Raw genomic sequence first — 25,532 nt, 5'->3', positions numbered from 1 at the left:
CCCGCACAGGCCGCCCCCACCCTGCTGTCACAGGGCCGCCCGGCCACCGCCTCGTCCACCGAGAACGCCGGCACACCGGCGGCCGCGGCGGTCGACGGCAACACCGGCACCCGCTGGTCCAGCGCGTTCAGCGACCCGCAGTGGCTCCAGGTCGACCTCGGTAGCCGAGCCACCATCAGCCAGGTGACCCTGGTCTGGGAGGGCGCCTACGCCCGCGCGTTCCAGCTCCAGACCTCCGACGACGGCGGCACCTGGACCACCGTCCACAGCACCACCACCGGCGTCGGCGGCACCCAGAACATCACGGTGACCGGCGCCGGTCGCTACGTGCGGATGTACGGCACCGCCCGGGGCAGCGCCTACGGGTACTCGCTCTGGGAGTTCCAGGTCTACGGCGAGACCGGCGGCACCAACCCGACCTGCGGCAGCGCCAACGCCGCCCAGGGCCGACCGGCCACCGCCTCCTCCACCGAGAATGCCGCCCTGCCCGCGTCGGCGGCGGTGGACGGCGACACCGGCACCCGGTGGGCCAGCGCCGCCGCCGACCCCCAGTGGCTCCGCGTCGACCTGGGCGGCACCCAGACGATCTGCCGGGTGGTGCTGAGCTGGGAGGCCGCGTACGCCCGGGCCTTCCAGATCCAGACCTCGGCCGACGGCAACGCCTGGACCACCGTCTACAGCACCACCACAGGCACCGGCGGCACGCAGAGCCTGACCGTCAACGGCAGCGGCCGCTACCTGCGCATGTACGGCACCGCCCGGGGCACCGGGTACGGATACTCGCTCTGGGAGCTCCAGGTCAACACCACCAACGGGGGCGGCGACCCGTCCATCCCGCCGACCGACCCGCGCAACCCGAACTTCGGGCCGAACACCTTCGTCTTCGACCCGAGCACCCCGACCGGCACCATCCAGAGCCGGTTGAACACCCTCTTCGACCAGCAGGAGGAGAACCAGTTCGGCCCGCAGCGGTACGCGGTGCTCTTCAAGCCGGGCACCTACACCGCCGACGTCAACCTCGGCTTCTTCACCCAGGTCGCCGGCCTGGGCATGAGCCCGGACGACGTGAACCTCAACGGCCACGTCCGGGTGGAGGCGTTCTGGATGAACGGCAACGCCACCCAGAACTTCTGGCGCGCCGCCGAGAACCTCTCGGTGACCCTGCCCGCCGGCGTGACGGTGGAGCGCTGGGCGGTCTCGCAGGCGGCCCCGTACCGCCGGATGCACCTGCGCGGCGGGCAGAACCAGATCCAGCTCTGGAACGGCGGCGACGGCTGGTCCAGCGGCGGCCTGATGGCCGACACCCGGATCGACGGTCTCGTCGTCTCCGGCTCCCAGCAGCAGTGGTACTCGCGTAACAGCGAGTTCGGCAACGGTTGGACCGGGTCGGTGTGGAACATGGTCTTCCAGGGCGTCGCCGGCGCGCCGCCGCCGCACTTCCCGAACCCGTCGCACACCGTCATCCCGCAGACCCCGGTGGTGCGGGAGAAGCCCTTCCTCTACGTCGACGGCACCGGCGAGTACCGGGTCTTCGTGCCGGCGCTGCGCAGCAACACCACCGGCACCAGCTGGTACGGCAAGACGCCGGCCGGCTCGTCGATCTCGCTGTCGCAGTTCTTCGTCGTCCAGCAGGGCACCAGCGCGGCCACCATCAACGCGGCGCTCGCCCAGGGCAAGCACCTGCTCTTCACCCCGGGCGTGCACCACGTCACCGAGCCGATCCAGGTCAACCGTCCCGACACGGTGATCCTCGGTCTCGGCCTGGCCACCATCCAGGCGGACAACGGCACCGTCGCCATGCGGGTGGCCGACGTGGACGGTGTGAAGGTCGCCGGCATCATGTTCGAGGCGGGCACGACGAACTCGCCGGTACTCATGGAGGTCGGCCCGGCCGGCTCGTCGGCCAGCCACGCCGCCAACCCGACCTCGCTGCACGACGTCTTCTTCCGCATCGGCGGGCCGCACGTCGGCAAGGCCACCAACACGCTCACCGTCAACAGCGACAACGTGATCGGCGACCACATGTGGTTGTGGCGGGCCGACCACGCGGCCTCCGGCGTACCCACCGGCTGGACGCTGAACACCGCCGACACCGGGCTGACCGTCAACGGCGACGACGTCACCATGTACGGCCTCTTCGTCGAGCACTACCAGAAGTACCAGACCGTCTGGAACGGCAACGGCGGGCGGACGTACTTCTACCAGAACGAGATGCCGTACGACCCCCCGAACCAGGCCGCCTACATGAACGGCTCGACCCGGGGCTACGCGGCGTACAAGGTGGGCGACGGGGTCACCAGCCACCAGGGGTGGGGCATGGGCAGCTACTGCTACTTCAACGTCAACCCCGCGGTGGTCGCCGAACGCGCCTTCGAGGCGCCGACCAACCCGAACGTGCGGTTCACCAACCTGGTGACCGTCTCCCTCGGTGGCGTGGGCACCATCAACCGCGTGATCAACAACTCCGGTGGGACCGCGAACACCGCCAACCAGCAGGTGTACCTGACCGCGTACCCGTAGCAGTCGCGACACCCGAGGGGCCCGGCCGGATTCCTGCGGCCGGGCCCGCCGCTCGGGCGGAGAACCTGGACTGAGGCGGCGGCGGAGCGTTTGCCGGTCCCGGCGGCGGGAACGCGGGCGGCCGGCAGTGCGACGCCCGGCGCGTCGCCCGACGAAACGGACGCCGAACGCATGACGTACCGTCCGACGATCGCCACCGCGGTGCCCGACCTCACCACGCTGACCCTCGGGGTGGAGGAGGAGTTCCTGCTGCTGGACCCGCGGACCGGGGAGAACCTGCCGGTCGCCCAGCGGGTGCTGACCGGGCTGCGCGGGGCGGCCCGCGACCAGAGCCGGCAGGAGTTCCGGCACAGCATGGTCGAGATGGTCACCCCGGTCACCGCCGACCTGGTCGAGCTGCGGGCGCACCTGGTGGCGCTGCGACGCTCCGCCGCCGAGGCGGCCGAGTCGGCCGGCGCGCGGCTGGTCGCGGTGGGCGCGACCCCGATGCACGAGCCGCACCGGACGGTGCCGGACAAACCCCGCTATCACGCCATGTCCCGCCGGTACGGGCCGGTGGCGCACGACCCGGCGGTCTGCGGATGCCACGTGCACGTCGGCGTGCCCGACCGCGAACTGGCCGTGCAGGTCTGCAACCACCTGCGCCCCTGGCTGCCCGTGGTGCACGCGATCGCCACCAACTCTCCGCTGCACGACGGCGCCGACACCGGACACGCCAGCTGGCGGTCCATGCAGCTGGAACGCTGGCCGAGCCTCGGCCCCACCCCGTACTTCGCCTCCGCCGCCGACTACGACCGCACCGTCGACGAGCTGATCGCCGCCGGAGTCATGCTCGACGCGGCGATGGTCTACTGGTACGCCCGGCCGTCCGCCGCGTACCCGACGGTGGAGATCCGGGTGGGGGACGTCTGCCCGACCGTCGACGACACGGTGCTCGTCGCCGCGTTGCTGCGCGCCCTCGTCGCGACGCTCGTCGACGAGGTGCGTGCCGGTGTGCCGGCGTCGCCCGTGCGGGACTGTCTGGTCTCCGCGGCGCACTGGCGGGCCGCCCACGAGGGCATGGACGGAACCCTCATCGACCTGCGACACGGTGGCGCCCGGCCGGCGTGGGAGCTGGTCGACGAGCTCTTCGCCACGGTCTCGCCGGCGCTGCTCCGTCACGGCGACCTGGGGTACGTGCTGGATCAGCTGACCCGGTTGCGCGGGGAGGGCACCGGCGCGACGCGGCAGCGGCGGATCCTCGACGAGACCGGCGACCTGCGCGCCGTCCTCGCCCAACTGGCCGCCTGGACCGTCGCCGGCTGACGGCTTCGGCCCGGGTCAGGTGACGCCGTGCGACTGGAGCCAGAGCTCCAGCAGGCCGAGCTGCCACAGTTTGTTGCTGCCCGCCGTCGCGGCGGCCCGGTCCGGCTCGGCGAGCAGGTGCGCCACGTACTCGGGGCGGAACAGGGCACGCTCCCGGGCGGCCGGCGACTGCAGCGCCTCGACCACCAGCTCGCGTACGGCGCCGTCGACGTTGCGCAGCGCGGGCACCGGGAAGTAGCCCTTCGGCCGGTCGACCACCTCGGCCGGCAGCACCTCCCGGGCCACCTCCTTGAGCACCCCCTTGCCGCCCGCGGCCAGCTTCTGCTCCGGCGGGCAGTGCGCGGCGAGGGTGACCAGGTCCTGGTCGAGGAAGGGGGTACGCACCTCCAGGCCCCAGGCCATGCTCATGCTGTCGACCCGCTTGACCGGGTCGTCGGGGAGCATCAGGTGGGTGTCCAGCCGCAGCACCGCGTCCACCGCGGTCTGTGCCCCGGGGGCCGCCAGGTGCGCGTCGAGCAGGTCGCGGCTGGCGTCCCGGTCCAGCGCGTACGCCGGGCCGACCACCCGGTTCAGCTCGGCGTGGTCCCGGTCGAAGAAGGCGGCCGCGAACTCGTCCGCGGCGGCCTCCCGGGGCACCGTGGCCAGCGGCTGGTGGTAGCCGTAGCCGGCGAAGACCTCGTCCGCGCCCTGACCGGACTGGGCCACCTTCACGTGCTGGGCCACCTGTTCGGAGAGCAGGTGGAAGGCGACCACGTCGTGGCTGCCCATCGGCTCGGTCATGGCCAGCACGCTGCGGCGTACGGCGGGCACGAGGTCGTCGTCGGTGAGCCGGATGCGCTGGTGGTCGGTGTCGAAGGCGCGCGCCACCAGGTCGGAGTAGTGGAACTCGTCGCCGGACTCGTCGCCGCGGCTGTCGAAGCCGATGCTGAACGTCCGCAGGTGTCGCTGGCCGGCCTCGGCGAGCAGCGCCACGATCAGACTGGAGTCCAGGCCGCCGGAGAGCAGCACGCCGACCGGGACGTCGGCGACCAGCCGCCGGCGTACGGCGGTGCGCAGCGCCTCTCCGACGGCGGCCTGCCAGTCCCGCGCCCCCATGGCCGCGTCGGCCGGTTCCCGCACGTAGTCCGGCTGCCAGTACACCTCGTCCCGGCTGCGCCCGTCGGCCTCCACGATCCGCAGGGTGGCCGGTGGCAGCTTGCGGACGCCGCGCAGGACGGTACGGGGCGCGGGCACGATCGAGTGCCAGGAGAGGTAGTGGTGCAGCGCCACCGGGTCGATGCCGGTGTCCACGTCGCCGGCGGCGAGCAGCGCCGGCAGGTTGGAGGCGAACCGCAGCCGACCGGGCGTCTCGGCGAGGTAGAGCGGTTTCACGCCGAGGCGGTCGCGGGCCAGCACCAGCCGCCGCCGCGCCCGGTCCACCAGCCCGACGGCGAACATGCCGACCAGGTGGTCGACGAACCGTTCACCCCAGTGGGCGTACGCCACCAGGATCACCTCGGTGTCGCTGGTGGAGTGGAACGAGTAACCGGCGTTGCTCAGCTCCTCGCGCAGCTCCGGATAGTTGTAGATGCAGCCGTTGAAGACCAGCCCGAGCCCGAGATCCTCGCGGACCATCGGTTGGCCGCCGGCGGCGGAGAGGTCGATGATGGTGAGCCGCCGGTGCCCGAGGGTCACCCATCCGTCGGTCCACAGCCCCTCGCCGTCCGGGCCGCGGGAGCGCATGGCCTCGGTCATCCGAGTCACCGCTGCGGCGTCGGGTGTCGACCCGTCGAACCGGGCCTCCCCGGCGATGCCGCACATCAGCGTCGGCCGCCGGTCGCACCGCTGAGCAGGCGTACCACGAGGCCCTCCCGTCACCACCGGTCCCGTCGATCGGACGGGCTCGGCTACCCGGCGGGCCGGTGACCAAACCTGGCCGGCGTCGCGGGCACGGTGGGCGCCGGCGTGGCCGCCCGCGCCGGGGGCGGTCAGCCGTGCAGCGTACGCAGGATGCGGGCGAGCTCCTCGCGGTCGCCGGGGGTGAGTTCGGCGAAGAGCCGGTCCGCCTCGGCCTGGCGGGTGGCCCGGATGCCGTCGCTGGCGCGTACGCCCTCAGGGGTGAGCGCGACCAGGGTGGCCCGCCGGTCGTTCGGGTCGGGGCGGCGTTCGACCAGCCCGCGTCGCTGGAGGTCGTCGACCACCTCGGTGGCGGAGCGGGCGGCGATGCGCAGGTGCTCGGCGAGCGCGCCGGGTCGCAGTACGCCGTGCCGGGCCAGGACGCCGAGCGCGCGCGCCTGGCTCGGGCTGACCTCCCACGGGGCGAGGGCCTCCCGGGTGCGGTGCCGCAGCAGCCGCGCCACCTTCCAGAACGCCTCGGCCAGGCTCTCGTCGTCGCCGTCGACCTCGGTCACGCGGAATACGGTAGCAGCAAGTACGGTTGTTCCCTCATGATGAGGCGACCTCAGTAACTCTGATCGAAAGGTGGCCGCTTTTGGAGCCCAGCCCCCTCGGCCGCGACCGCGGCCCCCGTACCGTCAGCCCGGCGGAGAAGACGCAGGCCCGGCAGGTGTCCCTGCGGCGCGTCGCCGGGCTCTTCCGCTCGCACCGGGCCGCCCTCGCCGTGGTGACCGCGATCATCGTGGCGTCCTCGGTCCTCGCGATGGCCTCGCCGTTCCTGCTCCGGCACGTGATCGATCAAGCCCTGCCGGGGCGTGACCTGCGCCTGCTGGCCTGGCTGGTCCTCGGCATGGTCGCGGTGGCGGCCGTCACCGCCGTGCTCGGCGTGGTGCAGACCTGGATCTCCAACCGGGTCGGGCAGGAGGTCATGCACCGGCTGCGCACCGACGTCTTCACCCACCTCCAGCGGCAGTCGCTGAACTTCTTCACCCGCACCCGCACCGGCGAGGTGCAGTCACGGATCACCAACGACATCGGCGGCATGCAGTCGGTGGTCACCTCCACCGCCACCTCCATCGCGTCGAACCTGACCACCGTGGTCGCCACGGTGGCGGCCATGGTCGCGCTCTCCTGGCGGCTGTCGCTGGTCTCGCTGCTCATCCTGCCGCCGGCCATCTGGCTCACCCGGCGGGTCGCCCGGCTCCGCCGGGAGGTCACCGCCCGACGCCAGCGGGAACTCGCCGACCTCAACGTCACAGTCGAGGAGAGCCTGTCGATCAGCGGGGTTCAGCTCGCCAAGACCCTCGGCACCGCCCCGGCGCTGGTGGAGCGCTTCACCGCCTCTTCGGCGCGCCTGGTCGACCTGGAGCTGCGCAGCGAGCTGGCCGGCCGCTGGCGGATGGCCTCGATGAGCATCGTCTTCGCGGCCGTTCCCGCGCTCATCTACCTCGGCGCCGGCCTGCCGGGCGCCGCGGGCACCCTGAGCATCGGCACCCTGGTCGCCTTCACCACGTTGCAGAACGGGCTGTTCCGGCCGCTGATGATGCTGCTCAACGTGGGCGTCTCGGTGACCTCGTCGCTGGCGCTCTTCGCCCGGATCTTCGAGTACCTCGACCTCCCGGTCGAGGTGGCCGAGCCGGCCGAGCCGGTCCCGGTCGACCCGCGCCGGGTCCGCGGCCACCTGCGCCTGGAGGAGGTCACCTACCGCTATCCGGGCAGCGACACCGCGGCGCTCGCGGGGGTCACCCTCGACGTGCCCGCCGGCACCGGACTGGCAGTGGTCGGGGAGACCGGTTCCGGCAAGAGCACCCTCGCCGCCCTGGTCAGCCGCCTGCACGACCCGACGAGCGGAACGATCACCGTCGACGGGGTCGATCTGCGTGACCTGCGCCTGGTCGACCTGGCCGCGATCGTCGGAGTGGTGAGCCAGGAGACCTACCTGCTGCACACCAGCGTGCGGGAGAACCTGCGCTACGCCCGGCCGGGGGCCACCGACGCGGAGATCGAGGCGGCCGCCCGCGCCGCCCAGATCCACGACGTGATCGCGAGCCTGCCCGACGGGTACGACACGGTCGTCGGCTCGCGGGGCCACCGCTTCTCCGGCGGCGAGAAGCAGCGCCTGGCGATCGCCCGCACCCTGCTGCGGGATCCGCGGGTGCTGATCCTCGACGAGGCCACCAGCGCACTGGACACCGGGACGGAACGGGCCGTGCAGCGGGCCTTCGACGAGCTGGCCAAGGGGCGTACCACCATCACCATCGCGCACCGGCTCTCCACCGTCCGCGACGCCGACCAGATCGTGGTGCTCGACCACGGCCGGGTCGTGGAGCGCGGCACCCACGACAGCCTGCTCGCCGGCGACGGCCGCTACGCCGCGCTGGCCGCCTGAGACCCGGAGAAGCGCCGCGAGGACGGCCGCGCGGGTCAGCGCGGCCGTCCTCGGCGGTGGGGTGTGCTCAGTTCTCGCGCAGCGGAGCCAGCGCGGTGCTCCAGGCGACGACCTGGTCGAGCATGGTGTTCAGCGTGGGCACGTGCGACGGGCTCGGCTTGAAGACGGTGTAGTTCTCGAAGTCGTTGACGAACGAGAGCGCCACCTGGACCCGCACGTCGGCCATCATCAGCTCGCCGGCGATGAGACGCAGGTGCTCGACGGCGCGGGCACCTCCGGCGGAGCCGTAGCTGACGAAGCCGACGGCCTTGTTGTTCCACTCGGCGAAGAGGTAGTCGATCGCGTTCTTGAGCGCACCCGAGGTGGAGTGGTTGTACTCCGGGGTGACCATCACGAACCCGTCGTACGACCCGATGGTCCTGGCCCAGCTCTTGGTGTGCGGCTGGGTGTACTGACCGAACGAGGGCAGGTTGGTCTCGTCGAGGTGCGGCAGCGGGTGGTCGAGCAGGTCGATCAGCTCGAACTGCGCGTCCGTACGCTGCTTGGCGTGCTCAAGAACCCAGTGGGCGACGGCCTCGCCGTTGCGGCCGGGGCGGGTGCTGCCGAGGATGATGCCGATCCTGGTCATGCGGGTGGTGCCTTCCCGAAGTCGTTGCCTGACGCCAGGACACGCTAGACAGACGTTGATTGGTCAAGCAAATAGTGGCGCTATGGCCGCCGTCACAACGGCCCCGCAGAGGCCGTCCGGCGGCGGCACTAGGATGAGCAGCATGTCCGGCGTCTCCGGCGAACCCCTCAAGCCCCTCGATCACGACGAGGAGGCGCTCGTTCGCACCCTGTTCCGGGTGATGTATCTCCTGCCTCGGGCCATCGACGCCGACATGGTGTGTGACCGGCAACTGCCGCTCACCGAGTACACGGCCCTCATGCGTCTCTCCGAGGCGCCCGGGCGGCAGTTGCGGATGAGCGAGCTCGCGTACGCCTGCCACCTCTCGCTGAGCGGGATGACCCGCACCATCATCCGCCTGGAGACGCAGGGACTGGTGCGCCGGGTGCGCAGCCTGGAGGACGCCCGGGGCTGGAACGCCGTGCTCACCGACGCCGGCTTCGCCCGGCTCACCGAGTCCTGGCCGAGTCACCTGGCCGCCGTGCGCCGGCGGTTCCTCGACCACTTCGAGGGCGTCGACCTCGCCCGCCTGGCCGACGTGTTCGCGCACGTCGGCACGGTTGTCGAGCGGCGCGACGGTGACGGCAAGGCCGTCGCGGAACCGTCTCGAAACTGTCGCTAAATCGTCTCGTTACTGCCGCCGGCGGGCGACAAGTGGCGGTAGACGGTGGCCCGGGAGACGTTCAGCGCGGCTGCGATCGCGTCCACCGAGTGGTCGCCGGCGGCGTACATCCGCCGCGCCGCCTCGACCTGCTCACGATCGAGCGCGCGGGGTCGACCCGGCCGGCGACGCGGGACGGCCGAGCCGGCCCGGTGCGTCCCGCGCGCGGACGGCGCGGTCCCCGCGCCCGCCGCCGGGCCCGGGGCCGTCGCGCCGGAGGGCTCGACGTCCACTGTCGCCGCCAGCAGCCGGCGCACCCCGTCGAGCATGTCGGCACGGAGCACCTCGTCGGGGACGTCGGCGAAGAAGACGACCGGATCGCTGCACATGGCGACCGCCTGCACCGCCCGCACCCGCTCCCGGCGCCCGGCCTGCGGGCCGGCGATCAGGTCGTTGGCCCGCATGGCGATCCGCATCAGGCGGTGGTAGGTGTCGCCCCGGGTGATCAGGGCGATGTCGTGGAAGAGCATGCCGAGTGGACGGCGGTGGGCGAGCATGATGTCCACCCACCCCTCCAGCACCACGTCGCGGGCCTGCGCGGTCGGCCGCCCCTGCGCCGCGTCGAGCAGCCCCTCCAGGTCGGCCAGGAGCGGCTCGACCAGGGCGGCGAGCAGGTGTTCCTTGGCGGGGAAGTGGTAGAGGATCGCGGCCTTGGTCAGCCGCAGCCGCTCGCCGATCTGCCGCAGCGAGGTGCGCTGGTAACCGTGCTCGGCGAAGAGGTCGAGCGCGGCGCGCAGGATCCGGGACCGGGTGTCGTCCGCGGGCTCGGCGGTCATCCCGCCAGCGTAGTCGCCCTTCTGACCGGCGGGCGGAAGCCCGTTGAACCGGCTGACCGGCGGTCAGTAGAGTGAGGTCGTCGAGGTGTCACCCCAGGGGAGGGGCCATGGCCGTCATCGCGATCGACAAACTGGTCAAGACGTTCGGAGCCGTCCGCGCGCTCGACGAGCTCGACCTGCGGGTGGAGGCGGGGGAGGTGCACGGCTTCCTCGGCCCCAACGGCGCCGGCAAGTCCACCACCATCCGCATCCTGCTCGGCCTGCTCCGCCGCGACTCCGGCGAGGCGCGGGTGCTCGACGCCGACCCGTGGCGCGACGCGGTGCGCCTGCACCGCCGTCTGGCGTACGTGCCCGGTGACGTGAGCCTCTGGCCGAACCTCACCGGCGGCGAGGCCATCGACCTGCTCGGCAAGCTGCGCGGCGGCCTCGACCGGCGCCGCCGCGACGAGCTGCTGGAGCGCTTCGACCTCGACCCGACCCGCACCTGCCGCACGTACTCCAAGGGCAACCGGCAGAAGGTCGCCATCGTCGCCGCCTTCGCCTCCGACGTGGAGCTCTACGTGCTCGACGAGCCGACCTCCGGCCTCGACCCCCTGATGGAGTCGGTCTTCCAGGAGCAGGTCCGGCGCATCCGTGGCGAGGGCGGCACCGTGCTGCTCTCCAGCCACGTGCTCGCCGAGGTCGAGGCGCTCTGCGACCGGGTCAGCATCATCCGCGAGGGGCGCACCGTCGAGTCCGGCACCCTCACCGAACTGCGCCACCTCACCCGCACCGCGGTGACCGTGGAGACCGCCCGGCCGCTCACCGGCCTCGCGGAGCTGCCAGGCGTGCACTCCGTGCGGGAGACCGGCGGGCGCACCCACCTGGAGGTCGAGCCGGCCCACCTCGACGAGCTGCTCGGCCACCTCGTCCGCTTCGGTGTGCGCGCGCTGACCAGCGCCCCGCCCACCCTGGAGCAGCTGTTCCTGCGCCACTACGGCGCGGAGGGCGCCGCCGTGGCCGAGCAGCGTGCCACCGAGACCCCGGCGGCGCTGCGATGAGCGCCTTCACCGGCACCTGGCGACTCACCCGGCTCGCGCTGCGCCGCGACCGGATCCGACTCGGCATCTGGATCCTCGGCACCCCCCTGCTCGGGTACGCCCTCGCGGCCAGCGTGGCCGGCGTCTACCCCGACGACGCGGCCCGGCACGGCTACGCCACCACCTCGGCGTCCAGCCTCGTCGCCCGCGCCTTCAACGGCCCCATCGCCGGCACCGACCTCGGCGCGGTCGTGGTCGCCGAGACGTACGCGACGCTGGCGGTCCTCGTCGCGCTGCTGAGCACCTTCGCGGTCGTCCGGCACACCCGGCAGAACGAGGAGACCGGCCGGGCCGAGCTGCTCGGCGCGTCAGTGGTCGGCCGGTACGCGCTGCTCACCGCCGCCCTGCTGGTCGTCGTCGGCGCGAACGTGCTGGCCGCGGCCGGACTCGCCCTCGCCCTCGCCCTCGCCGGCGCCGGGCTGCCCCTCGCGGGATCCGTCGCCGCGGCCGCCGCGATCGGCGGCGTCGGGGTGGCGTTCACCGGCGTCGCCGCCGTCACCGCCCAGCTCACGGTCACCTCCCGGGGCGCCAACGCCCTCGCCGCCGCCGCCGTCGGCCTCGCCTTCCTGCTCCGTGCCGCCGGCGACGTCTTCGGCGAGCAGAGCGCCGACGGCACCCGGGTGGTCAGCGCCTGGCCGTCCTGGGTCAGCCCGATGGGGTGGGGCAACCAGGTGCGCGCCTACACCGGTGAGCGGTGGTGGACCCTCGCCCTGCCGGTCGCGTTGCTGGCCGCCGCGGTGGCGCTCGCGTACGCGCTGGCGCGGCGACGTGATCTCGGTGCCGGCCTGTTCGCCGCGCGGCGCGGGCCGGGGCGGGCCGCCACCTGGCTGCTCAGCCCCGCCGGGCTGGCCTGGCGGCTGCAACGCGGCGCGCTGCTCGGCTGGGCGGTCGGGGTGGGTGTGCTCGGCGTCTCGATGGGCGTCGCCGCCGACGAGTTCAACGCCATGATCGCCGAGAACCCGGCAGCCGCCGAGGCCATCGCCGCCATGGGCGGCGGCGGCGAACTTGTCGACGGGTACCTCGCCGCCATGCTCGGGCTCTACGCGCTGGCGATCGGCGCGTACGTCGTGCAGGCCCTGCTGCGGGTACGCGCCGACGAGGCGGACGGGGTGCTGGAGGCGGTCCTCGCCACCGCCGTGAGCCGCCGCCGCTGGCTGGGCACGCAGGTGGGCGCCGCGCTGCTCGGCGCGACCGCGCTGCTGCTCTTCGGCGGGGTCACGACCGGGCTCGGCTACGGCCTGGTCGACGGCGACCCGGCGGGGAAGGCGCTCGCCCTGGGCGGAGCCGCCGCGCTGCGACTGCCGGCCCTGCTCGTGGTCGCCGGCGTGGTGACCGCCCTGTTCGGACTCCTGCCCCGCTGGTCGGTGGCGCTCTCCTGGACCGCGCTGATGGTGTTCCTGCTGCTCGGGCAGCTCGGCGCGGTGCTGGAGTTGCCGCAGGCCGCGCTCGACCTCTCGCCGTACACCCACGTGCCCGCCGCGCCCGCGGTCGACCCGACGGCCCCGCCGCTCGTGGTGCTGACGGCGGTGGCGGCGGCCCTGCTGGTGGCCGGCGCCGCCGCCTTCCGCCACCGCGACACCCCCCGCTGACCGACCGCGTCGGGTTGGCGCCTCCGTGATCCGTGCAGCTTCAGGGAAGTTGTCCCCTCCACCGCCCCGGAGGGGACAACTTCTCCGAAGTTGCGTCGGCACGCAAGCCCGCCGGAGGCGGCGTCATCGGCGACCGGCCGCGGTGCCGCTGTTTTGTCGGCGAGTGGCAGGCTCGACGCCATGGGAGGCGTCGTCGCACAGTTGCCCGCACTTCTCGGCGTGCTGATCGGCACGATCGGCACGATCGTCGCCACGACCATCGCCGACCGCACCCGATGGAAGCGGAGCCAGAGCGTGCGCTGGGACGACAGGCGCCTCGACGCCTACGTCGACTTCGCGCAGGTGCTGAAGGAGATCCACGCCATCGCCGTTCGGATGCTCGCCAATACCCGTCCCGACTCCGGGGGACACCGGATCGACCAGCAGGAAGGCCTGACACGGTTGGCCGACGCCGACGTCCGGCACACGCTGGCCTGGGAGAGCGTCCTGCTGCTCGGGGACGCCCCGACGGTGGCGGCGGCGCACGGCTGGCGCGACGCCGTCTGGGCGATCGAGCGCGCCGCCCGCGGGCTGGCCGGTCAGGACGACGTCGGCGATCTGTTGCAACGGGCGAACGAGGCGCGCGACCACTTCTACCGCGCCGCCCGGGGTGGCCTCGGTGTCGGTGGCGGCTCGGTCGCTCAGGCGATGCTGCTGTCGGCGCGACTCGCGCGAGCGGATGCGAACGTGACGCCGGCGCAGGCGCCCGCTCCGCCCGCCCCGACCGACCGGTCCGGCTAGGTCCGCGGTGCGGGTCATCTGAACCGGGCTGTCACGCGCTCCGGTCGAGCAGGGCGCTGCCCAGCGCCGTCCTCCGGTAACGGACCTCGTGGCGGTGCCGCTCGCCGACCACCAGTCCGGCGTCGCGCAGCACGCCCAGGTGCTCCGAGACCGTGCCGGCCGCGAGCGCGTGCCGATGGGCCAGCACGGTGGTCGTCGCGGGCTCGGTCAACCCGGCCAGCAGCGTGGCCCGGGTACGGCCGACCAGCCGAGCCAGCGCCACCAGTTCCGGCGCGCCCGCCGGCTGCCAGAGGGTGGCCAGTCCGCGCGCCGGATAGATCACGGTCGGCTGCCAGGGCTCGTCCAGGATGACCAGCACCTGGTCCCACTTGAAGGCGCTGGGTATCAGCAGCAGGCCCTTCCCGGCCAGGTCGCGGTGCTCGTCGTCGCCACGCTCCCGGGTGAGTACGCCGTCGTGCCAGCGCAGCTGCGGGTGCAGCTCGGCGAAGAGCCGGTCCAGGCCGCCCTCAGCCATCCGGCGGCTCTGGTACGCCACGTCGGCGTCGAGCAGCGCGCGCACCTTCGGCCACACGGGCTCGATCACCTCCTGCCAGACGTCCCGGATCACGCCGGTGAGCAGGCGCAGCGCGTCGGTGGGATCGGCCAGCAGGCGCCGGCCGACGTCGGTGTGCCCGGCGCCGCGGGTGTCCCGCAGCGACCGGGTCACCTCCTCGCGTACCCGGTCGAGCGGGGTCGCCTCGATGCGCGCCAATTCGTCGGCGAAGCGGGGGAGCGGGACGGTCGGCGGTGGGGAGAGGAAGTCCGGGCTGTAGCCGCGGCGGGGTTGCAGCAGCGTCACCGGCCGCAGGTCCAGCGCGGCCAGCTGACGCCGCACCGAGTGCAGGAACCCCTGGTGGTGCCCGGGAAGGTCGTCCGGTGTGGTCAGCCGGATCGCCTGGATCGTCTCCAGCACGGGGGAGAACGCGAACCGGCAACGCATCAGGTCGGCGGGGCCGAAGCGCAGGGTGACCGCGATCGTCGGTCACCTCCTCCGGCCGTCTTGATTCGGCGGGCGCCGAATGACTGGCGGGCAAACCTACCCGGCCGTCATGATCGCGTCCATGACGATCACCCCCGACTGGGAGCGGCGCAGCGCCGAGCTGTGGGCCGCCATCGACGACCACGAGCCCGAGGAGTTCCGCCGCCGGGTCGACGAGCTCGCCGCCGAGCTGCCCGACGGCGACCCGGTCGTGGCGTTCGAGCGGGCCTGTGCCTTCGACTCGACCGGCCACTCCGACCGTGCGGTCCCGCTCTACCGCGAGGCGTTACGCGCCGGCGTCACCGGCATCCGCCGTCGGCGCTCGGTCATCCAGCTCGCCAGCTCGTTGCGGAACATCGGGCGGGCGCAGGAGGCCGTCGAGCTGCTGACGGCGGAGCGGCAGCAGCCTTCCGACGAGCTCGACGACGCGGTCGCCGCCACGCTCGCGCTCGCGCTGACCAGCGTGGGACGCGAGCGCGAAGCCGTCTCCGTGGCCCTGGCCGCCCTCGCGCCCCACCTGCCCCGATACCAGCGTTCGATGGCCAACTACGCCCGCCTCCTGGTGGAGCCGGAGTCGTAACCGGTCAGGCCAGCAGGACCGTCACGCCGGCGGTGCGCAGGTCGGCCACGACCCGCTCGTCGGCGGCGTCGTCGGTGACCAGGGTGTGCACCGCGGACGCGTCGCAGATCTTGGCGAAGGAGTGCCGGCCCAGCTTCTCCGACCCGGCGACCACGATCACCTGGCGGGCCCGGCTGACCATCAGCGCGTCGATGCCTGCCTCGCTCTCGTCGTGGCACGACGTGCCGTCGGTGGAGAACCCGTCGACACCGAGGAAGAGGACGTCCAGCCAGAGCGACTGCATCACCATGCCGGTCAACGGCCCGGTCAGCTCGTACGACTGGGGCAGGGCGACCCCGCCGAGGATGACGGTGCGTACCGACGGCCGCAGCACCATCTCCGTGGCGATGTTCAGCGCGTTGGTCACCACAGTCAGGGCCGGACGGTTGGTGGCCTGCGCCAGGTCGGGCCGGGCCGCGAGGTGCCGGGCGGTGGCGGAGGTGGTGGTGCCCCCGTTCAGCCCGACGACGTCGCCCGGCTCGACGAGCCCGGCGGCGGTCGCCGCGATGCGTTCCTTGGTGCTGCGGTCCCCGCGGTAGCGGTAGCGCACCGGCAGGTCGTACGCGACCGAGCTGGCCACGATGCCGCCGTGGGTGCGGGTGACCAGCTGCTGCTCGGCGAGGACGGTGAAGTCGCGGCGGACGGTCGCCTCGGAGACCTGCAACGCGGCCACGCCCTCGGCGACGGAGAGCCGCCCGCCGCGCGCGGCCAGGATCTCCAGCAGCGCCTGCAACCGGCGGGACCGGTCGGCCGTCCCGCCCGCGGCGGCGGACCCCGTGGTTTCGGTCGAGGTCACGGCGCGGCCCCGGTCGAGGCCAGGCCGCTCTCGGCTCCGGCGGGTCCGTCTCCGGCAGTGCCGGCTCCGGCGGGTCCGTCTCCGGACACGACCCGACAGAAGCGGGTCACCGACTCCGCCATCGCCTCCCGGGCCGGCGCCAGCCAGCGGCGCGGGTCGACCAGCTCCGGCTGGGCGGCCAGGGTGCGGCGCACACTCCCGGTGAGGGCGGTGTTCAGCGCCGTACCGATGTTCACCTTGACGATTCCGCCCGCGACGGCCCGGCGCAGCTCGGCGTCGGGAACCCCGGAGGAGCCGTGCAGTACCAGCGGCACCGCGACCGCCGCCCGCAGCCGCCCGATCAGGCCGTGGTCCAGGACGGCGTCCCGGACGGTCATCGCGTGCGCGGAGCCGACCGCGACGGCCAGCGCGTCCACCCCGGTCTGCGCCACGTACGAGGCGGCCTCGTCCGGGTCCGTGCGGGCACCGGGCGAGTGCGGGTCGACGGGTGGCTCGCCGTCCTTCCCGCCGACCGTGCCGAGCTCGGCCTCGACCCAGAGCCCGCGGCCGTGGGCGAACTCGGCCGCCGCCCGGGTCGCCGCGACGTTCTCCCGATAGGGCAGCCGGGACGCGTCGACCATCACCGAGCCGAAGCCGTGCTCCGGCGCCTCGCGCCACAGCTCGGCGGAGACGGCGTGGTCGAGGTGCAGCGCCACGTCGACGGTGGCGCTGGCGGCGACGGCCCGGGCCGCGGCGGCGATCGGGGCGAGCCGACGGTGGAACCGGACGGCGTTCTCGCTGACCTGGAGGACGACCGCTCGATCCGCGGCCTCCGCTCCGGCGACGATCGCCTCGGCGTGCTCCAGGGTGATCACGTTGAACGCGCAGACCGGTCCCGCGGCGACGAGCTCTCCGGTCGGTACGAGGGGCATCAGATCTCCTTGACGATCACGTCCCGGCGCAGCCGCCGGTAGTCGGACAGGTCCACACTCCCGGCCACCGGCGCCCGGACCGCCGCCGCCGAGAGCGCCACCGCTTCGGCGAGCCGTTCGGGCCAGGGGCGCTGCCGGACCAGGCCGCTGGTCAGCGCGGCGACGCAGGCGTCGCCGGCCCCGGTCGGGTTGCCGGCCACCGGTTCCGGCACGTACGCGCGCCAGGCGCCCTCGCCGGTCACCGCGAGCAGCCCGTCCGGGCCGAACGAGGCGACGACGGCGGGCGCGTCGAGGGTGCGTACCGCCTGGAGCGCCGTGGCCGGCCGGGGCGGCGGGCATCCGAGGAGATCGGCGAGTTCGTCGACGTTCGGCTTCACGAGGTCCGGGCCGGCGGAGAGGCCGTGGCGCAGCGCCTCCCCGCTGCTGTCCAGCACGGTCCACACGCTGTCGCGGCGGGCCGCCGTGATCAGCGCGTGGTAGGCGTCGACCGGGACCCCGACCGGCAGGGAGCCGGAGAGCACGACCGCCGCCGCGCCGCGGACGAGGTCGGTGAAGCGGGTGCGGAAGGCGTGCCACTCCTGCCGGGTGACCGCCGGCCCGGGCTCCCAGAACCCGGTGGCCGAGTCCGGTTCGGCGACGACCAGCGTGCGCCGGGACTCCGCCTCGATCGGTACGAACGCCTCCGGCACCCCCTCCTCCGCCAGCAGGGAGCGGATCCGCGCGCCGCCGGCGCCGCCCGCGAGACCGGTGGCGACGACCGGGGCGCCGAGGGTGTGCAGCAGGCGGGCGACGTTGACGCCCTTTCCGCCGGCCCGTTCGTCCACCCGGGACACCCGGTGCGCGGCGCCCGGCGTCAGGGCCGGAACGTGGTACGTCACGTCCAGCGCCGCGTTGAGGGTGACGGTGAGGATCCCGCCGCGCACCGCCGCCCCGGGGTTCACGTCAGGATCACCGAGCGGGTCAGGTGACGTGGCGCGTCCGGGTCGAGGCCCCGCCGGACGGCCAGACCGACGGCGAGCCGCTGCGCGAGAATCAGCTCCGCCATCGGGTCACGCGCGCTGTGCACGAAGGTGGCGCCGGTCGCGGCCACCTGCTCGGGGAGCCCCGCCGGCACGGCCCCGAACGCCCACACCGCCCGGCCGGGGCCCGCGACGGCGATCGGGCCGTGCCGGTAGTCCATGGCCGGGTACGCCTCGGCCCAGAAGCCGGCGGCCTCGCGGCACTTGAGCGCCGCCTCGTGGGCGAGGCCGACCGTCCAGCCCCGGCCGAGGAACGTGACCTGTTCGAGCGCGGCGGGGTCCACCGGCAGCGGAGAGGTGAGGGCCGCCGTCGCGTCGCGTACCGCCGGGTCGAGGCGCTCGCCGAGGTGCGCCCGCAGCACCGCGAGCGCGGTGGTGGCGAATCGGGTCTGCACGACAGACCTCTCGTCGGCGAACGGCAAGTCGACCGGTTCGTCCACCATGGTCGCCGCCGGTGACCGGGAATCGCCGAACACCCCGGAGCTCGGCGTACGCCCCCGGACGGCGGCCAGGACGGTGAGCACCTCGGTGGTCGTGCCGGAACGGCTGATCACCAACACCCGGTCGTAGCGTCGGCGCGCCGGGAACTCCGACGCCGCGAACGCGTCCGTCTCGCCGAGGCCGGCGTCCTCGCGCAGCCGGGCGTACGCCATGGCGACGAACCACGACGTGCCGCAGCCGACCACCGCGACCCGTTCGCCAGGTCGTGGCAACCGCCCGGCGAGGCCGGCCTGCGCGACGCCCCGTCGCCAGCACTGCGGCTGGCTGGCGATCTCCTGCTCGACGTGTGTCATGGCGCTCCGACCCGCCGCCCACGAGGCAGTTCGCTCGGCGCGAAATCGCGCGATCCGGCGGCTATCCGAGCCTAAATGGTCAGTCCGCCGTTCGGCAATCCGTGAATCTCGATCCCATGGAGGCGCGGGACCACCCCTTGCCATCGATATCCATCCGATCGACACTGCTCACTGAACGACGTAAGCAGGCAAGTTCGATCAGACCCCCGTCAGCTAGGGAGTGATCACGTGACCCCGCCAGCTCAGTTCAATCCGTCCCGCCGCGACCTGCTCCGATCCGGCGCCGTGCTCGGTGCCGCAGCCGGACTCACCGGAGCCGTGGGCGCCTCCGCCGCCGCCGACGAGGGGGGTCACGAACCCGCCCGCGGTCGCGGCGAGAAGAGCATGGTCGACGTGCCGTTCGAGGGCTTCGAACAGGTTCGCGTCGGGCTCATCGGCGTCGGCAACCGCGGTGGTGACCAGGACCTCCGGTGGGGCGCCGTGGCCACCGTCACCGCCGTCTGCGACATCCGCGCCGACCGCGTCCAGCGGACCATCGACCGGATCGTGGAGCAGGGCTTCCAGGACACCCCACCCGTCGGTTACGCCGACGGTGAGGAGGACTTCCTCAACCTCGTCCGGCGTGACGACATCGACCTCGTCTACATCGCCACCCCCTGGGAGTGGCACCACCCGATGGCCAAGGCGGCCATGGAACACGGCAAGCACGTCGCCGTCGAGCTGCCGATCGCGCCCTACCTCGACGACATCTGGGACCTGGTCCGGACCTCGGAGCGGACCCGCAAGCACTGCATGCTGCTGGAGAACGTCAACTACTTCCGCCCCGAGATGGCGATGTTCAACATGGCCCGGCAGGGAGTCTTCGGCGACCTCCAGCACGCCTCCGGCGGGTACGTCCACGACCTGCGCTGGCCGTACCTCTTCGGCGGCGCCTACCACCCGGAGCACTGGCGGCGTCGCTGGCAGACGCGGATGAACGCCCTGCACTACCCGATGCACGGCCTGGGGCCGGTCTCGGCCGCCCTCGGCGTCAACCGCGGCGACCGGTTCGAGGAGCTGGTCGCCGTGGCGTCCGTGCCCAAGGCGCTGGCACTGTTCCGCTCCGAGGACCCGCGGGTCGGGGAGGACCACTCGTCCTGGGACGACCGGCCCTACATCTCCGGCGACCGGCACACCTGCTTCGTCACCACCACCGGCGGCCGGTTCATCCGGGTCGAACACGATGTGAACTCCCCGCACCCGTACAGCCGGGAGACCACCCTCACCGGCACCCGCGGCTCGATCGAGCTGGACAACTCGCGGGTCTACCTCGAGTCGCTCGGCCACCAGAACCACACCTGGCGGACCGGCAGCGACTACAACACGATCCTGCGGCAGCACGACCACTGGTTGTGGCCCACGCTGGAGGAGCTGGCCGACCAGTACGGCGGCCACGGCGGCGGTGACTTCATCTCCATCTGGCGGCTCGTCCAGCTGATGCGCCTCGGCATGACACCCGACATCGACGTGTACGACTCGGCGGCCTGGTGCTCGGTGATCCCGCTCAGCCACGAGTCGTTGAAGAGCGGCCGGATGCGCCCGGTCAAGGTGCCGGACTTCACCCGCGGGCACTGGCAGCGGGCCCGGCCCACCTTCGACCGGCCGAAGCCGGACGACCCGTGGCTGACGAAGCGCTGAGCCGGCTCGGGCGCCGCGCCGTCACGGGCGACGCGGCGCCCGGTCGCCCGATCACGTCTGGCCGGAGGAGTCGCCGTCGGCCGCGGCGCCGCTGTCCGCCGGAGGGGGGCCGGGCTGCCGGGGAACATCGGGGGACCGGTCCGGCTGCGCGCGCGTCGCCGCCGGCGGCGGTCGGTCGAACCAGTTGCCGGTACGCGGACGCTCGGCGAGCAGGTCCTCGATCCACTGTGTGGCGATCTTCTGCAGGCCGAGCATCCGGCGGGCCGCGTCGACCAGGCCCTCCTGCGTCTGCGGGTCGACCTCGGCGGCCGTGTCGGCGTACTCGCGCAGGATCGTCGACCAGCGGTGGGCGAGCTGCTGCGCGCTGCGCGCCCGCGCGAGGTGCAGCTCGTACTCGGACTCCAGCGTGACCCGGCGTTTCGAGTAGGGCAGCAGCGCCTGCTGCACGCGCTCGTCGAGCCGTACCCAGGCGTCCGGTCTGCCGGAGACCGTCCCCTCCGCGCGGGGGAAGGTCCAGTCCGCCTCGCCGATCGCCCGGTGCAGCCGCACCTCGAGCTCGCCCGCGTGGTGCGGGGCGGTGCTCCGGGCGAGGTCCGCGGCGAGCCGGGTGAGCTGCTGGACGGCGAGCGGCTGGAACTGCTGCGCGTACCAGCTGAGCAGCTCGGGGCGGAGCCCCTCGGCGGACCAGCTGAAGCTGGCCCGGATGACGAACCCGTAGATGTAGCCCTGCGCGGGCACGACGATCTCCGCGTCCCGCCGCTGCGTCACCCGGACGGGGGCGGCGGACGGGGGCGGAGCGTACGCGGTGCTGGGCTCCATGCCCCGCAGCAGGGCGACCGTCTGCTGCCAGCGCTGCGCCAGCCACGTCCCGGCACGCAGCCCCGTCCGGCGGCCGCGGTCGCGCACGCGCGTGGTGGCCTGCCGCCACCGGCCGGCGCGCGCCGGCTCCGGGTCAGGGGCGCCCGTCATCTCACCCCTCCTCGATCGAGGATCGCGTCGTCACCGTGAACAACGGTCGGTCGACCCCACGAAGTGACGGGCTCGCGGCCGGGCGCCTGGAGCGGACGACCGGTGACCATCTCCGGTTCATCGGACATTGTGGAGCGGTTACCGCCGAATCCCTTCTCGCGGCGCCCGGGAACGGTCAGAATGATCGCGATCGCACAGCGATGCGCATCGATGACATGAACGGCTTGGAGGCAGCATGTCCACTCCCGTGTCCCCGCTGTCGAAACTCGGCGCGAACCGCCGGCTTCCCGCCACGATCGCCCTGCTCGTCGCCATGGTCGCCGCCACACTGGTCGGGCCGTCCGTGGTGGCTCCGAAGCTGACGGACTCGGCCTCCGCGGCGGTCTACAGCTCCTGCACCATGAGCCGCTGCGCCGACGCGCGGACCGCGCGCTCCGGATGGGCCGCCAAGGGGTTCCCGACCACCCGCACCTGGTACTCGTGGAGCGGCGGACTGTCGAACTTCGCCGGTGGCCGGTTCTACAACTACGAGGGCCAGCTGCCCACCAACGCCACCTACTACGAGTACGACGTGTACCCGCGCACCCAGGGCGCGGCCCGGGACGCGTACCGCATCGTCGTGAACAAGAGCACCGGCGCGACGTGGTTCTCGCCGAACCACTACGGCGACTTCTACCGGCTCTGACCGCTACCTTTCCGGGGTCGGTCGTCCACGGGGCGGCCGGCCCCGCCCGGAGAGGAGACATGATGGCCGATCACGCCGGCGAGCGGCCGAGCGAGTGGCTGACCGTCGTCCCGGCCACCGCCTCGGACGAACCCGCCGTCGCCGGGACGGGTGGGGACTCGGCTGCCGCCACCCATGCCGGTCCGGGCGAGCTCGGCGCCAGCGGGGTCGAGGCTCGCGCTCCGGTGGTGCGGCTGGCCGGCGCGGTCGCGCGTACCCGGGACGGCCTCTTCGCGGCGCTCACCGACGCGCTGACCCTGCCGGCGCACTTCGGCCGCAACTGGGACGCGCTGGCGGACGTGCTGCGGGACCGGTTGACGGCCACGCCGCTCACCCTGCACGTCGAGGACGCCGGCCAACTGCTCGCTGACGAGCCCGCCGGCCAGCACGCCCGCTTCCTGGCCGTGCTCGGCGACGTCGCCGCCGAGGCGCCTCACCCCCTGCGCGTGGTGCTGCGCGAACGCCCACCCCGCTGACCCCGGCTGCGCGGGTTCGCCGGCCGGGTAGGTGGGGCGGCGGCCCAGGGGTCGCCGTGCGACGCTGCCCGCGTGCGACGCTGCCCCGACCCGCACGTGCCCTTGATCCACTCGGGTTCCTTGAAGTCGTGGCGTCCGGCCGCCCGGATACCCCGAGATCAAGGAAGGCGAGTCGATCACACGGCCGGGAGCGGGTCTGGGGGCGCCTGGTCAACTGGAACCGGGGCGAACGCGATCACCGTGACGGGCACGGTGGTCGTGCCGCGGTGGCGTGAGCGTCCCGGTCCGCGTCCGGCGACGGCGAGCGCGGCGGTTGGTCAGTGCCGGTGCGCGGGCTGGTCGAGGATGGCGCTGAACCGCTCCTCGGCCAAGTCGAGCTGGCCCAGGATGTGCCTCTTCACCTCGGCCGACAGGGGAGTGTCGGGCCGGCTGACCAACTCCCGGTAGACCGGGACCAGGGGCCGGTACTTGCGGGCCGAGGACTCCACCTTCGGCCCGACCGTGTGGATCACACCCACCCCGTTGTCGGTGAAGTCCGATACCTTGATCACCCGTGCCCAGGGGTCCCGGTCGAGGCTGGCGGCGACGTGCTCGCGGTACTGCTCGTCGCGGTCGCGGCTCGGGTCGTACCGCGGATTGGTGACCGCGGCGACCAGGCGCGCGACCCGGGGCCCGAACCGGGCGGCGAGCGTGGCCAGCGCCGCGGGCGTGGGGTCCTCGCCGCCGGCCGCGTCGCCGGCCAGCTCGGCCGGGTGGTCCTCGACCGCGTCGTGCAGCAGCCCGGCGACGATCACGTCCACGTCCCGCACCTGGTAGTGGTGCATCAGCCGGATCGCCACCCGCAGCAGGTGGTTCAGGTACGGCTCGCGGACCCGGCGGTCCTCGCGGTGCAGCTCGGCCGCGAGGTCGAGCGCGGCGGTCAGGCGTTCCCGGGCGGCCCCGTCGAACGACTGGATCTCCAACCGGAAGCGCTCCAGCAGGCCCGGTTCGCCGTGGATCTCGGTGATCGCGTGCATCGGCATGCTGGCCAGGTACGGCGGGAAATCCATGCGTCACTTATAGCCGATCATCACGGTACGGTCCGCCCCGCAGCGCCGGGGCGGGCGGTCCGTCCGGCCGAGTGCACCGGCACCAGCGCCTGGCGGTGCCGTCGCCCGCGCGGCCCGATGAACGCTCCCGGACACCACACTAGGCTCGCGACATGATCATGATTGCCTGCGTGCTGCTCGTCGACCGGGACGGGCGGCTGCTGATGCAGCTGCGCGACGCGAACGCGCCGTTCCACCCGAACGTGTGGGGCCTGCCCGGCGGGCACGCGGAGGCGGGCGAGACCCCGGAACGGACCGCCGAGCGGGAGCTGTGGGAGGAGACGGGGCTCCGCGCCGAGCAGGGTCTGCGCCACTTCGCCCGGCAGGAGGTGCCCGAGACCGGCCGGGTCAAGCACTACTTCTGCGGCGCCACCCGGGCCCGGCAGGAGGACGTCGTGCTCGGTGAGGGCGCCGCGATCGTCTTCGTGCCGGCCGCCGAGCTGCTCGACGGGCGGCCGTACACCCCGGGCACCGCCGAGGTGCTGACCCGGTTCCTCGCCTCGCCGGAGCACGCCCGCCTCACGGCCGTCGCCGCCGGCTGAGCGGAGCCCACCGGCGCCGCTCACCTCGACTCCGCCCGACGGGCCGGCGGCGGCTGAGCCGGGGCGCCGGGCCGGTGGGCGCTCGCCGCGCGGTTGGTGGACGATCAGATGTCGGCGTGCGAGGAGGGTGATGATCCGGATGGGCTGGTTGCGGGTGGCCGCCGAGCGGCTGCGCCACGGCTGGCGGCCGGTGCTGGAGGCGACCCTGGCCGCCACCGTCGCCTGGATCCTCGCCACCCGGCTGCTCGGGCACCCGGAGCCGTTCTTCGCGCCCGCGGCCGCGCTGATCGTTCTCGGTCAGGCGCGGGGGCAGCGACTGCGGCGGGCCGTCGAGGTGGTGCTCGGGGTGGCCGGCGGGGTGCTCGTCGCCGACGTGGTGATCCAAGGGCTGGGCCGGGGCAGCACCGGGACCGTCTTCACCGTCATCCTGCTCACCGTCGTCCTCGCCGCGGCCGTCGGCGCGACCGGCGTGAGTCTCGTGCAGGCCGCCGTCTCCGCCCTCTACCTGGTCGTCGTCGCCCCGCCGACCGAGGGACTCGTCCCGTTCCGATTCGTCGACGCGCTGGTCGGCGGTGCGGTCGCGCTCGCCGCCAGCCAGCTGATCGACGCCCGGCGCCCGCTCGCTCCGCTGACCGCCGAGGTGCGCGGCACCTTCGGCGAGATGGCCGCGCTGCTCACCGACATCGCCGACGCCCTGGACCGGCACGACGAGGCGGCCGCGCGCGGCGCGCTCGGCCACGCCCGCGAGATGGACGTCCGGGTGGACCGGCTGCGCGACGGGGTGCTCGCCGCCGGCGAGGCGCTCTGGCTGAACCTACGGCGGCGTCGGCACATCGGCCGGCTGCGCTCGGTGGACAACTCGATCCGGCAGATCGACTACGCGGTACGCAACGTCCGGGTGCTCGCCCGGGCCGGGGTCACGCTCAGCCGCCAGCCCACGCCGGTCCCCGCCGAGCTGGGCGTGGCGCTGCGGTCGCTGGCGGAGTCCGTTCGCGCCGCCGGGGAGGCGCTCGCCGCCGACCTGGAGGGGCGTGACGGGGTCGCCGACGATCACGCGGCGCGGGCCGACCGGTCGGCGCTCGCCGCCGTACGTACGGCCGGCGCCCTCTTCACCCCGGGCCGCTCCCTGCCCCTCGTCATGATCATCGGACAGGTCCGCGCGACCGCCATCGACCTGCTGCGCGGCGTCAGCGCCGACGACGAGCGCACCGTCCTCACCCGCGTCGACCAGGCCATCGGCCTCCCCCCACTCTGACCC

General features: G+C 73.5%; 24 protein-coding genes. 13 read left to right on the top strand and 11 right to left on the bottom strand.

Features of this window, described 5'->3' with window-relative positions; all coding sequences use genetic code 11:
* Positions 1 to 2,520 (top strand): discoidin domain-containing protein (locus E1211_RS16495; RefSeq protein ID WP_132349888.1); only part of this gene is annotated, 2,520 nt, incomplete at its 5' end.
* A gap of 171 nt (positions 2,521 to 2,691) precedes the next feature.
* Positions 2,692 to 3,825 (top strand): glutamate--cysteine ligase, encoded by a 1,134-nt coding sequence (locus E1211_RS16490; RefSeq protein WP_132349887.1) that lies wholly within the window; start codon positions 2,692 to 2,694, stop codon positions 3,823 to 3,825.
* Positions 3,826 to 3,840: 15 nt separating this feature from the next.
* Here E1211_RS16490 and E1211_RS16485 read toward each other — a convergent pair whose 3' ends face one another.
* Both E1211_RS16485 and E1211_RS16480 read right to left on the bottom strand, forming a co-directional pair.
* Complete coding sequence (locus tag E1211_RS16485) at positions 3,841 to 5,625, bottom strand: N-acetylglutaminylglutamine amidotransferase (RefSeq protein WP_132349886.1); 1,785 nt, start codon at positions 5,623 to 5,625, stop codon at positions 3,841 to 3,843.
* Positions 5,626 to 5,792: 167 nt separating this feature from the next.
* Positions 5,793 to 6,215, bottom strand: coding sequence for a MarR family winged helix-turn-helix transcriptional regulator (locus E1211_RS16480; protein ID WP_132349885.1), 423 nt, complete (start codon positions 6,213 to 6,215; stop codon positions 5,793 to 5,795).
* A gap of 80 nt (positions 6,216 to 6,295) precedes the next feature.
* Here E1211_RS16480 and E1211_RS16475 point away from each other — a divergent pair, with 80 nt between their 5' ends.
* Positions 6,296 to 8,089 (top strand): ABC transporter ATP-binding protein, encoded by a 1,794-nt coding sequence (locus E1211_RS16475; RefSeq protein ID WP_132349884.1) that lies wholly within the window; start codon positions 6,296 to 6,298, stop codon positions 8,087 to 8,089.
* Positions 8,090 to 8,156: 67 nt separating this feature from the next.
* Here the strand turns inward: E1211_RS16475 and E1211_RS16470 are convergent, their stop codons facing one another.
* The gene (locus tag E1211_RS16470) at positions 8,157 to 8,717 is read right to left on the bottom strand and encodes an NADPH-dependent FMN reductase (RefSeq protein ID WP_132349883.1); all 561 of its coding nucleotides are present in this window, start codon (positions 8,715 to 8,717) and stop codon (positions 8,157 to 8,159) included.
* A 142-nt stretch (positions 8,718 to 8,859) separates the two neighbouring features.
* Between E1211_RS16470 and E1211_RS16465 the strand changes: the two genes are divergently transcribed.
* The gene (locus E1211_RS16465; RefSeq protein WP_132349882.1) at positions 8,860 to 9,378 is read left to right on the top strand and encodes a MarR family winged helix-turn-helix transcriptional regulator; all 519 of its coding nucleotides are present in this window, start codon (positions 8,860 to 8,862) and stop codon (positions 9,376 to 9,378) included.
* Here the strand turns inward: E1211_RS16465 and E1211_RS16460 are convergent.
* Positions 9,375 to 10,193 carry a TetR family transcriptional regulator gene (locus tag E1211_RS16460; protein ID WP_132349881.1) on the bottom strand — a complete coding sequence of 273 codons (819 nt, stop codon included), beginning with the start codon at positions 10,191 to 10,193 and terminating at the stop codon, positions 9,375 to 9,377. The two genes, E1211_RS16465 and E1211_RS16460, sit on opposite strands and share 4 nt — an antisense overlap.
* A 107-nt stretch (positions 10,194 to 10,300) precedes the next feature.
* On the opposite strand from E1211_RS16460, the gene E1211_RS16455 reads away from it, so the two are divergent.
* From E1211_RS16455 to E1211_RS16445, 3 genes are all read left to right on the top strand, one after another.
* A complete protein-coding gene (locus E1211_RS16455; protein WP_132349880.1) occupies positions 10,301 to 11,233 on the top strand; it encodes an ABC transporter ATP-binding protein in 933 nt (310 codons plus the stop codon).
* Positions 11,230 to 12,861: an ABC transporter permease gene (locus tag E1211_RS16450; protein WP_132349879.1), complete on the top strand. Its 1,632-nt coding sequence runs from the start codon at positions 11,230 to 11,232 to the stop codon at positions 12,859 to 12,861. Before E1211_RS16455 ends, E1211_RS16450 begins: the two co-directional genes overlap by 4 nt.
* 180 nt (positions 12,862 to 13,041) lie before the next feature.
* On the top strand, positions 13,042 to 13,641 hold the full coding sequence (locus E1211_RS16445; protein WP_243709553.1) for a hypothetical protein: 600 nt from the start codon (positions 13,042 to 13,044) through the stop codon (positions 13,639 to 13,641).
* Positions 13,642 to 13,672: 31 nt separating this feature from the next.
* Here the strand turns inward: E1211_RS16445 and E1211_RS16440 are convergent, their stop codons facing one another.
* Positions 13,673 to 14,620 (bottom strand): DUF5937 family protein, encoded by a 948-nt coding sequence (locus tag E1211_RS16440; RefSeq protein ID WP_243709552.1) that lies wholly within the window; start codon positions 14,618 to 14,620, stop codon positions 13,673 to 13,675.
* Positions 14,621 to 14,741: 121 nt separating this feature from the next.
* Here E1211_RS16440 and E1211_RS16435 point away from each other — a divergent pair, with 121 nt between their 5' ends.
* A complete protein-coding gene (locus E1211_RS16435) occupies positions 14,742 to 15,239 on the top strand; it encodes a tetratricopeptide repeat protein (protein ID WP_132349877.1) in 498 nt (165 codons plus the stop codon).
* A gap of 4 nt (positions 15,240 to 15,243) precedes the next feature.
* Here E1211_RS16435 and E1211_RS16430 read toward each other — a convergent pair whose 3' ends face one another.
* From E1211_RS16430 to E1211_RS16415, 4 genes are read right to left on the bottom strand one after another with little or no spacing between them, the layout of a single operon-like run.
* A complete protein-coding gene (locus E1211_RS16430; RefSeq protein WP_132349876.1) occupies positions 15,244 to 16,074 on the bottom strand; it encodes a DeoR/GlpR family DNA-binding transcription regulator in 831 nt (276 codons plus the stop codon).
* Positions 16,071 to 16,985: a class II fructose-bisphosphate aldolase gene (locus E1211_RS16425; protein ID WP_132349875.1), complete on the bottom strand. Its 915-nt coding sequence runs from the start codon at positions 16,983 to 16,985 to the stop codon at positions 16,071 to 16,073. Before E1211_RS16425 ends, E1211_RS16430 begins: the two co-directional genes overlap by 4 nt.
* Positions 16,985 to 17,926 (bottom strand): 1-phosphofructokinase family hexose kinase, encoded by a 942-nt coding sequence (locus tag E1211_RS16420; protein ID WP_243709551.1) that lies wholly within the window; start codon positions 17,924 to 17,926, stop codon positions 16,985 to 16,987. Before E1211_RS16420 ends, E1211_RS16425 begins: the two co-directional genes overlap by 1 nt.
* A complete protein-coding gene (locus E1211_RS16415; protein ID WP_132349874.1) occupies positions 17,923 to 18,798 on the bottom strand; it encodes an SIS domain-containing protein in 876 nt (291 codons plus the stop codon). The genes E1211_RS16420 and E1211_RS16415 overlap by 4 nt, the downstream gene beginning before the upstream one ends.
* 228 nt (positions 18,799 to 19,026) lie before the next feature.
* Between E1211_RS16415 and E1211_RS16410 the strand changes: the two genes are divergently transcribed.
* Positions 19,027 to 20,475 carry a Gfo/Idh/MocA family oxidoreductase gene (locus tag E1211_RS16410; RefSeq protein WP_132349873.1) on the top strand — a complete coding sequence of 483 codons (1,449 nt, stop codon included), beginning with the start codon at positions 19,027 to 19,029 and terminating at the stop codon, positions 20,473 to 20,475.
* Between the two features lie 51 nt (positions 20,476 to 20,526).
* Here the strand turns inward: E1211_RS16410 and E1211_RS16405 are convergent, their stop codons facing one another.
* Positions 20,527 to 21,444: a hypothetical protein gene (locus E1211_RS16405; protein ID WP_132349872.1), complete on the bottom strand. Its 918-nt coding sequence runs from the start codon at positions 21,442 to 21,444 to the stop codon at positions 20,527 to 20,529.
* A 235-nt stretch (positions 21,445 to 21,679) separates the two neighbouring features.
* Here E1211_RS16405 and E1211_RS16400 point away from each other — a divergent pair, with 235 nt between their 5' ends.
* Positions 21,680 to 22,129 (top strand): ribonuclease domain-containing protein, encoded by a 450-nt coding sequence (locus E1211_RS16400; protein ID WP_132349871.1) that lies wholly within the window; start codon positions 21,680 to 21,682, stop codon positions 22,127 to 22,129.
* A 62-nt stretch (positions 22,130 to 22,191) separates the two neighbouring features.
* Complete coding sequence (locus E1211_RS16395; RefSeq protein WP_165947271.1) at positions 22,192 to 22,644, top strand: barstar family protein; 453 nt, start codon at positions 22,192 to 22,194, stop codon at positions 22,642 to 22,644.
* A gap of 317 nt (positions 22,645 to 22,961) precedes the next feature.
* Here E1211_RS16395 and E1211_RS16390 read toward each other — a convergent pair whose 3' ends face one another.
* On the bottom strand, positions 22,962 to 23,693 hold the full coding sequence (locus tag E1211_RS16390; protein ID WP_132349869.1) for an HD domain-containing protein: 732 nt from the start codon (positions 23,691 to 23,693) through the stop codon (positions 22,962 to 22,964).
* Between the two features lie 152 nt (positions 23,694 to 23,845).
* Here E1211_RS16390 and E1211_RS16385 point away from each other — a divergent pair, with 152 nt between their 5' ends.
* Both E1211_RS16385 and E1211_RS16380 read left to right on the top strand, forming a co-directional pair.
* Complete coding sequence (locus E1211_RS16385) at positions 23,846 to 24,274, top strand: NUDIX domain-containing protein (RefSeq protein ID WP_132349868.1); 429 nt, start codon at positions 23,846 to 23,848, stop codon at positions 24,272 to 24,274.
* A 130-nt stretch (positions 24,275 to 24,404) separates the two neighbouring features.
* On the top strand, positions 24,405 to 25,529 hold the full coding sequence (locus E1211_RS16380) for an aromatic acid exporter family protein (protein ID WP_243709550.1): 1,125 nt from the start codon (positions 24,405 to 24,407) through the stop codon (positions 25,527 to 25,529).
* Positions 25,530 to 25,532 lie beyond the last annotated feature (3 nt).

It is taken from the genome of Micromonospora sp. 15K316, from assembly GCF_004348525.1.
Classification (GTDB): domain Bacteria; phylum Actinomycetota; class Actinomycetes; order Mycobacteriales; family Micromonosporaceae; genus Micromonospora.
The sequence above is the reverse complement of the archived record's forward strand: the minus strand, read 5'-3'. Positions and strand labels throughout refer to the sequence as shown.

Bases quoted from the DNA above. Each gene is read 5' to 3' on its own strand.
- E1211_RS16490 (WP_132349887.1), top strand. From the start codon at position 2,692: ATGACGTACCGTCCGACGATCGCCACCGCGGTGCCCGACCTCACCACG.
- E1211_RS16485 (WP_132349886.1), bottom strand. From the start codon at position 5,625: ATGTGCGGCATCGCCGGGGAGGCCCGGTTCGACGGGTCGACACCCGAC.
- E1211_RS16470 (WP_132349883.1), bottom strand. From the start codon at position 8,717: ATGACCAGGATCGGCATCATCCTCGGCAGCACCCGCCCCGGCCGCAAC.
- E1211_RS16465 (WP_132349882.1), top strand. From the start codon at position 8,860: ATGTCCGGCGTCTCCGGCGAACCCCTCAAGCCCCTCGATCACGACGAG.
- E1211_RS16460 (WP_132349881.1), bottom strand. From the start codon at position 10,193: ATGACCGCCGAGCCCGCGGACGACACCCGGTCCCGGATCCTGCGCGCC.
- E1211_RS16455 (WP_132349880.1), top strand. From the start codon at position 10,301: ATGGCCGTCATCGCGATCGACAAACTGGTCAAGACGTTCGGAGCCGTC.
- E1211_RS16450 (WP_132349879.1), top strand. From the start codon at position 11,230: ATGAGCGCCTTCACCGGCACCTGGCGACTCACCCGGCTCGCGCTGCGC.
- E1211_RS16445 (WP_243709553.1), top strand. From the start codon at position 13,042: ATGGGAGGCGTCGTCGCACAGTTGCCCGCACTTCTCGGCGTGCTGATC.
- E1211_RS16440 (WP_243709552.1), bottom strand. From the start codon at position 14,620: ATGCGTTGCCGGTTCGCGTTCTCCCCCGTGCTGGAGACGATCCAGGCG.
- E1211_RS16435 (WP_132349877.1), top strand. From the start codon at position 14,742: ATGACGATCACCCCCGACTGGGAGCGGCGCAGCGCCGAGCTGTGGGCC.
- E1211_RS16425 (WP_132349875.1), bottom strand. From the start codon at position 16,985: ATGCCCCTCGTACCGACCGGAGAGCTCGTCGCCGCGGGACCGGTCTGC.
- E1211_RS16415 (WP_132349874.1), bottom strand. From the start codon at position 18,798: ATGACACACGTCGAGCAGGAGATCGCCAGCCAGCCGCAGTGCTGGCGA.
- E1211_RS16405 (WP_132349872.1), bottom strand. From the start codon at position 21,444: ATGACGGGCGCCCCTGACCCGGAGCCGGCGCGCGCCGGCCGGTGGCGG.
- E1211_RS16400 (WP_132349871.1), top strand. From the start codon at position 21,680: ATGTCCACTCCCGTGTCCCCGCTGTCGAAACTCGGCGCGAACCGCCGG.
- E1211_RS16395 (WP_165947271.1), top strand. From the start codon at position 22,192: ATGGCCGATCACGCCGGCGAGCGGCCGAGCGAGTGGCTGACCGTCGTC.
- E1211_RS16390 (WP_132349869.1), bottom strand. From the start codon at position 23,693: ATGGATTTCCCGCCGTACCTGGCCAGCATGCCGATGCACGCGATCACC.
- E1211_RS16385 (WP_132349868.1), top strand. From the start codon at position 23,846: ATGATCATGATTGCCTGCGTGCTGCTCGTCGACCGGGACGGGCGGCTG.
- E1211_RS16380 (WP_243709550.1), top strand. From the start codon at position 24,405: ATGATCCGGATGGGCTGGTTGCGGGTGGCCGCCGAGCGGCTGCGCCAC.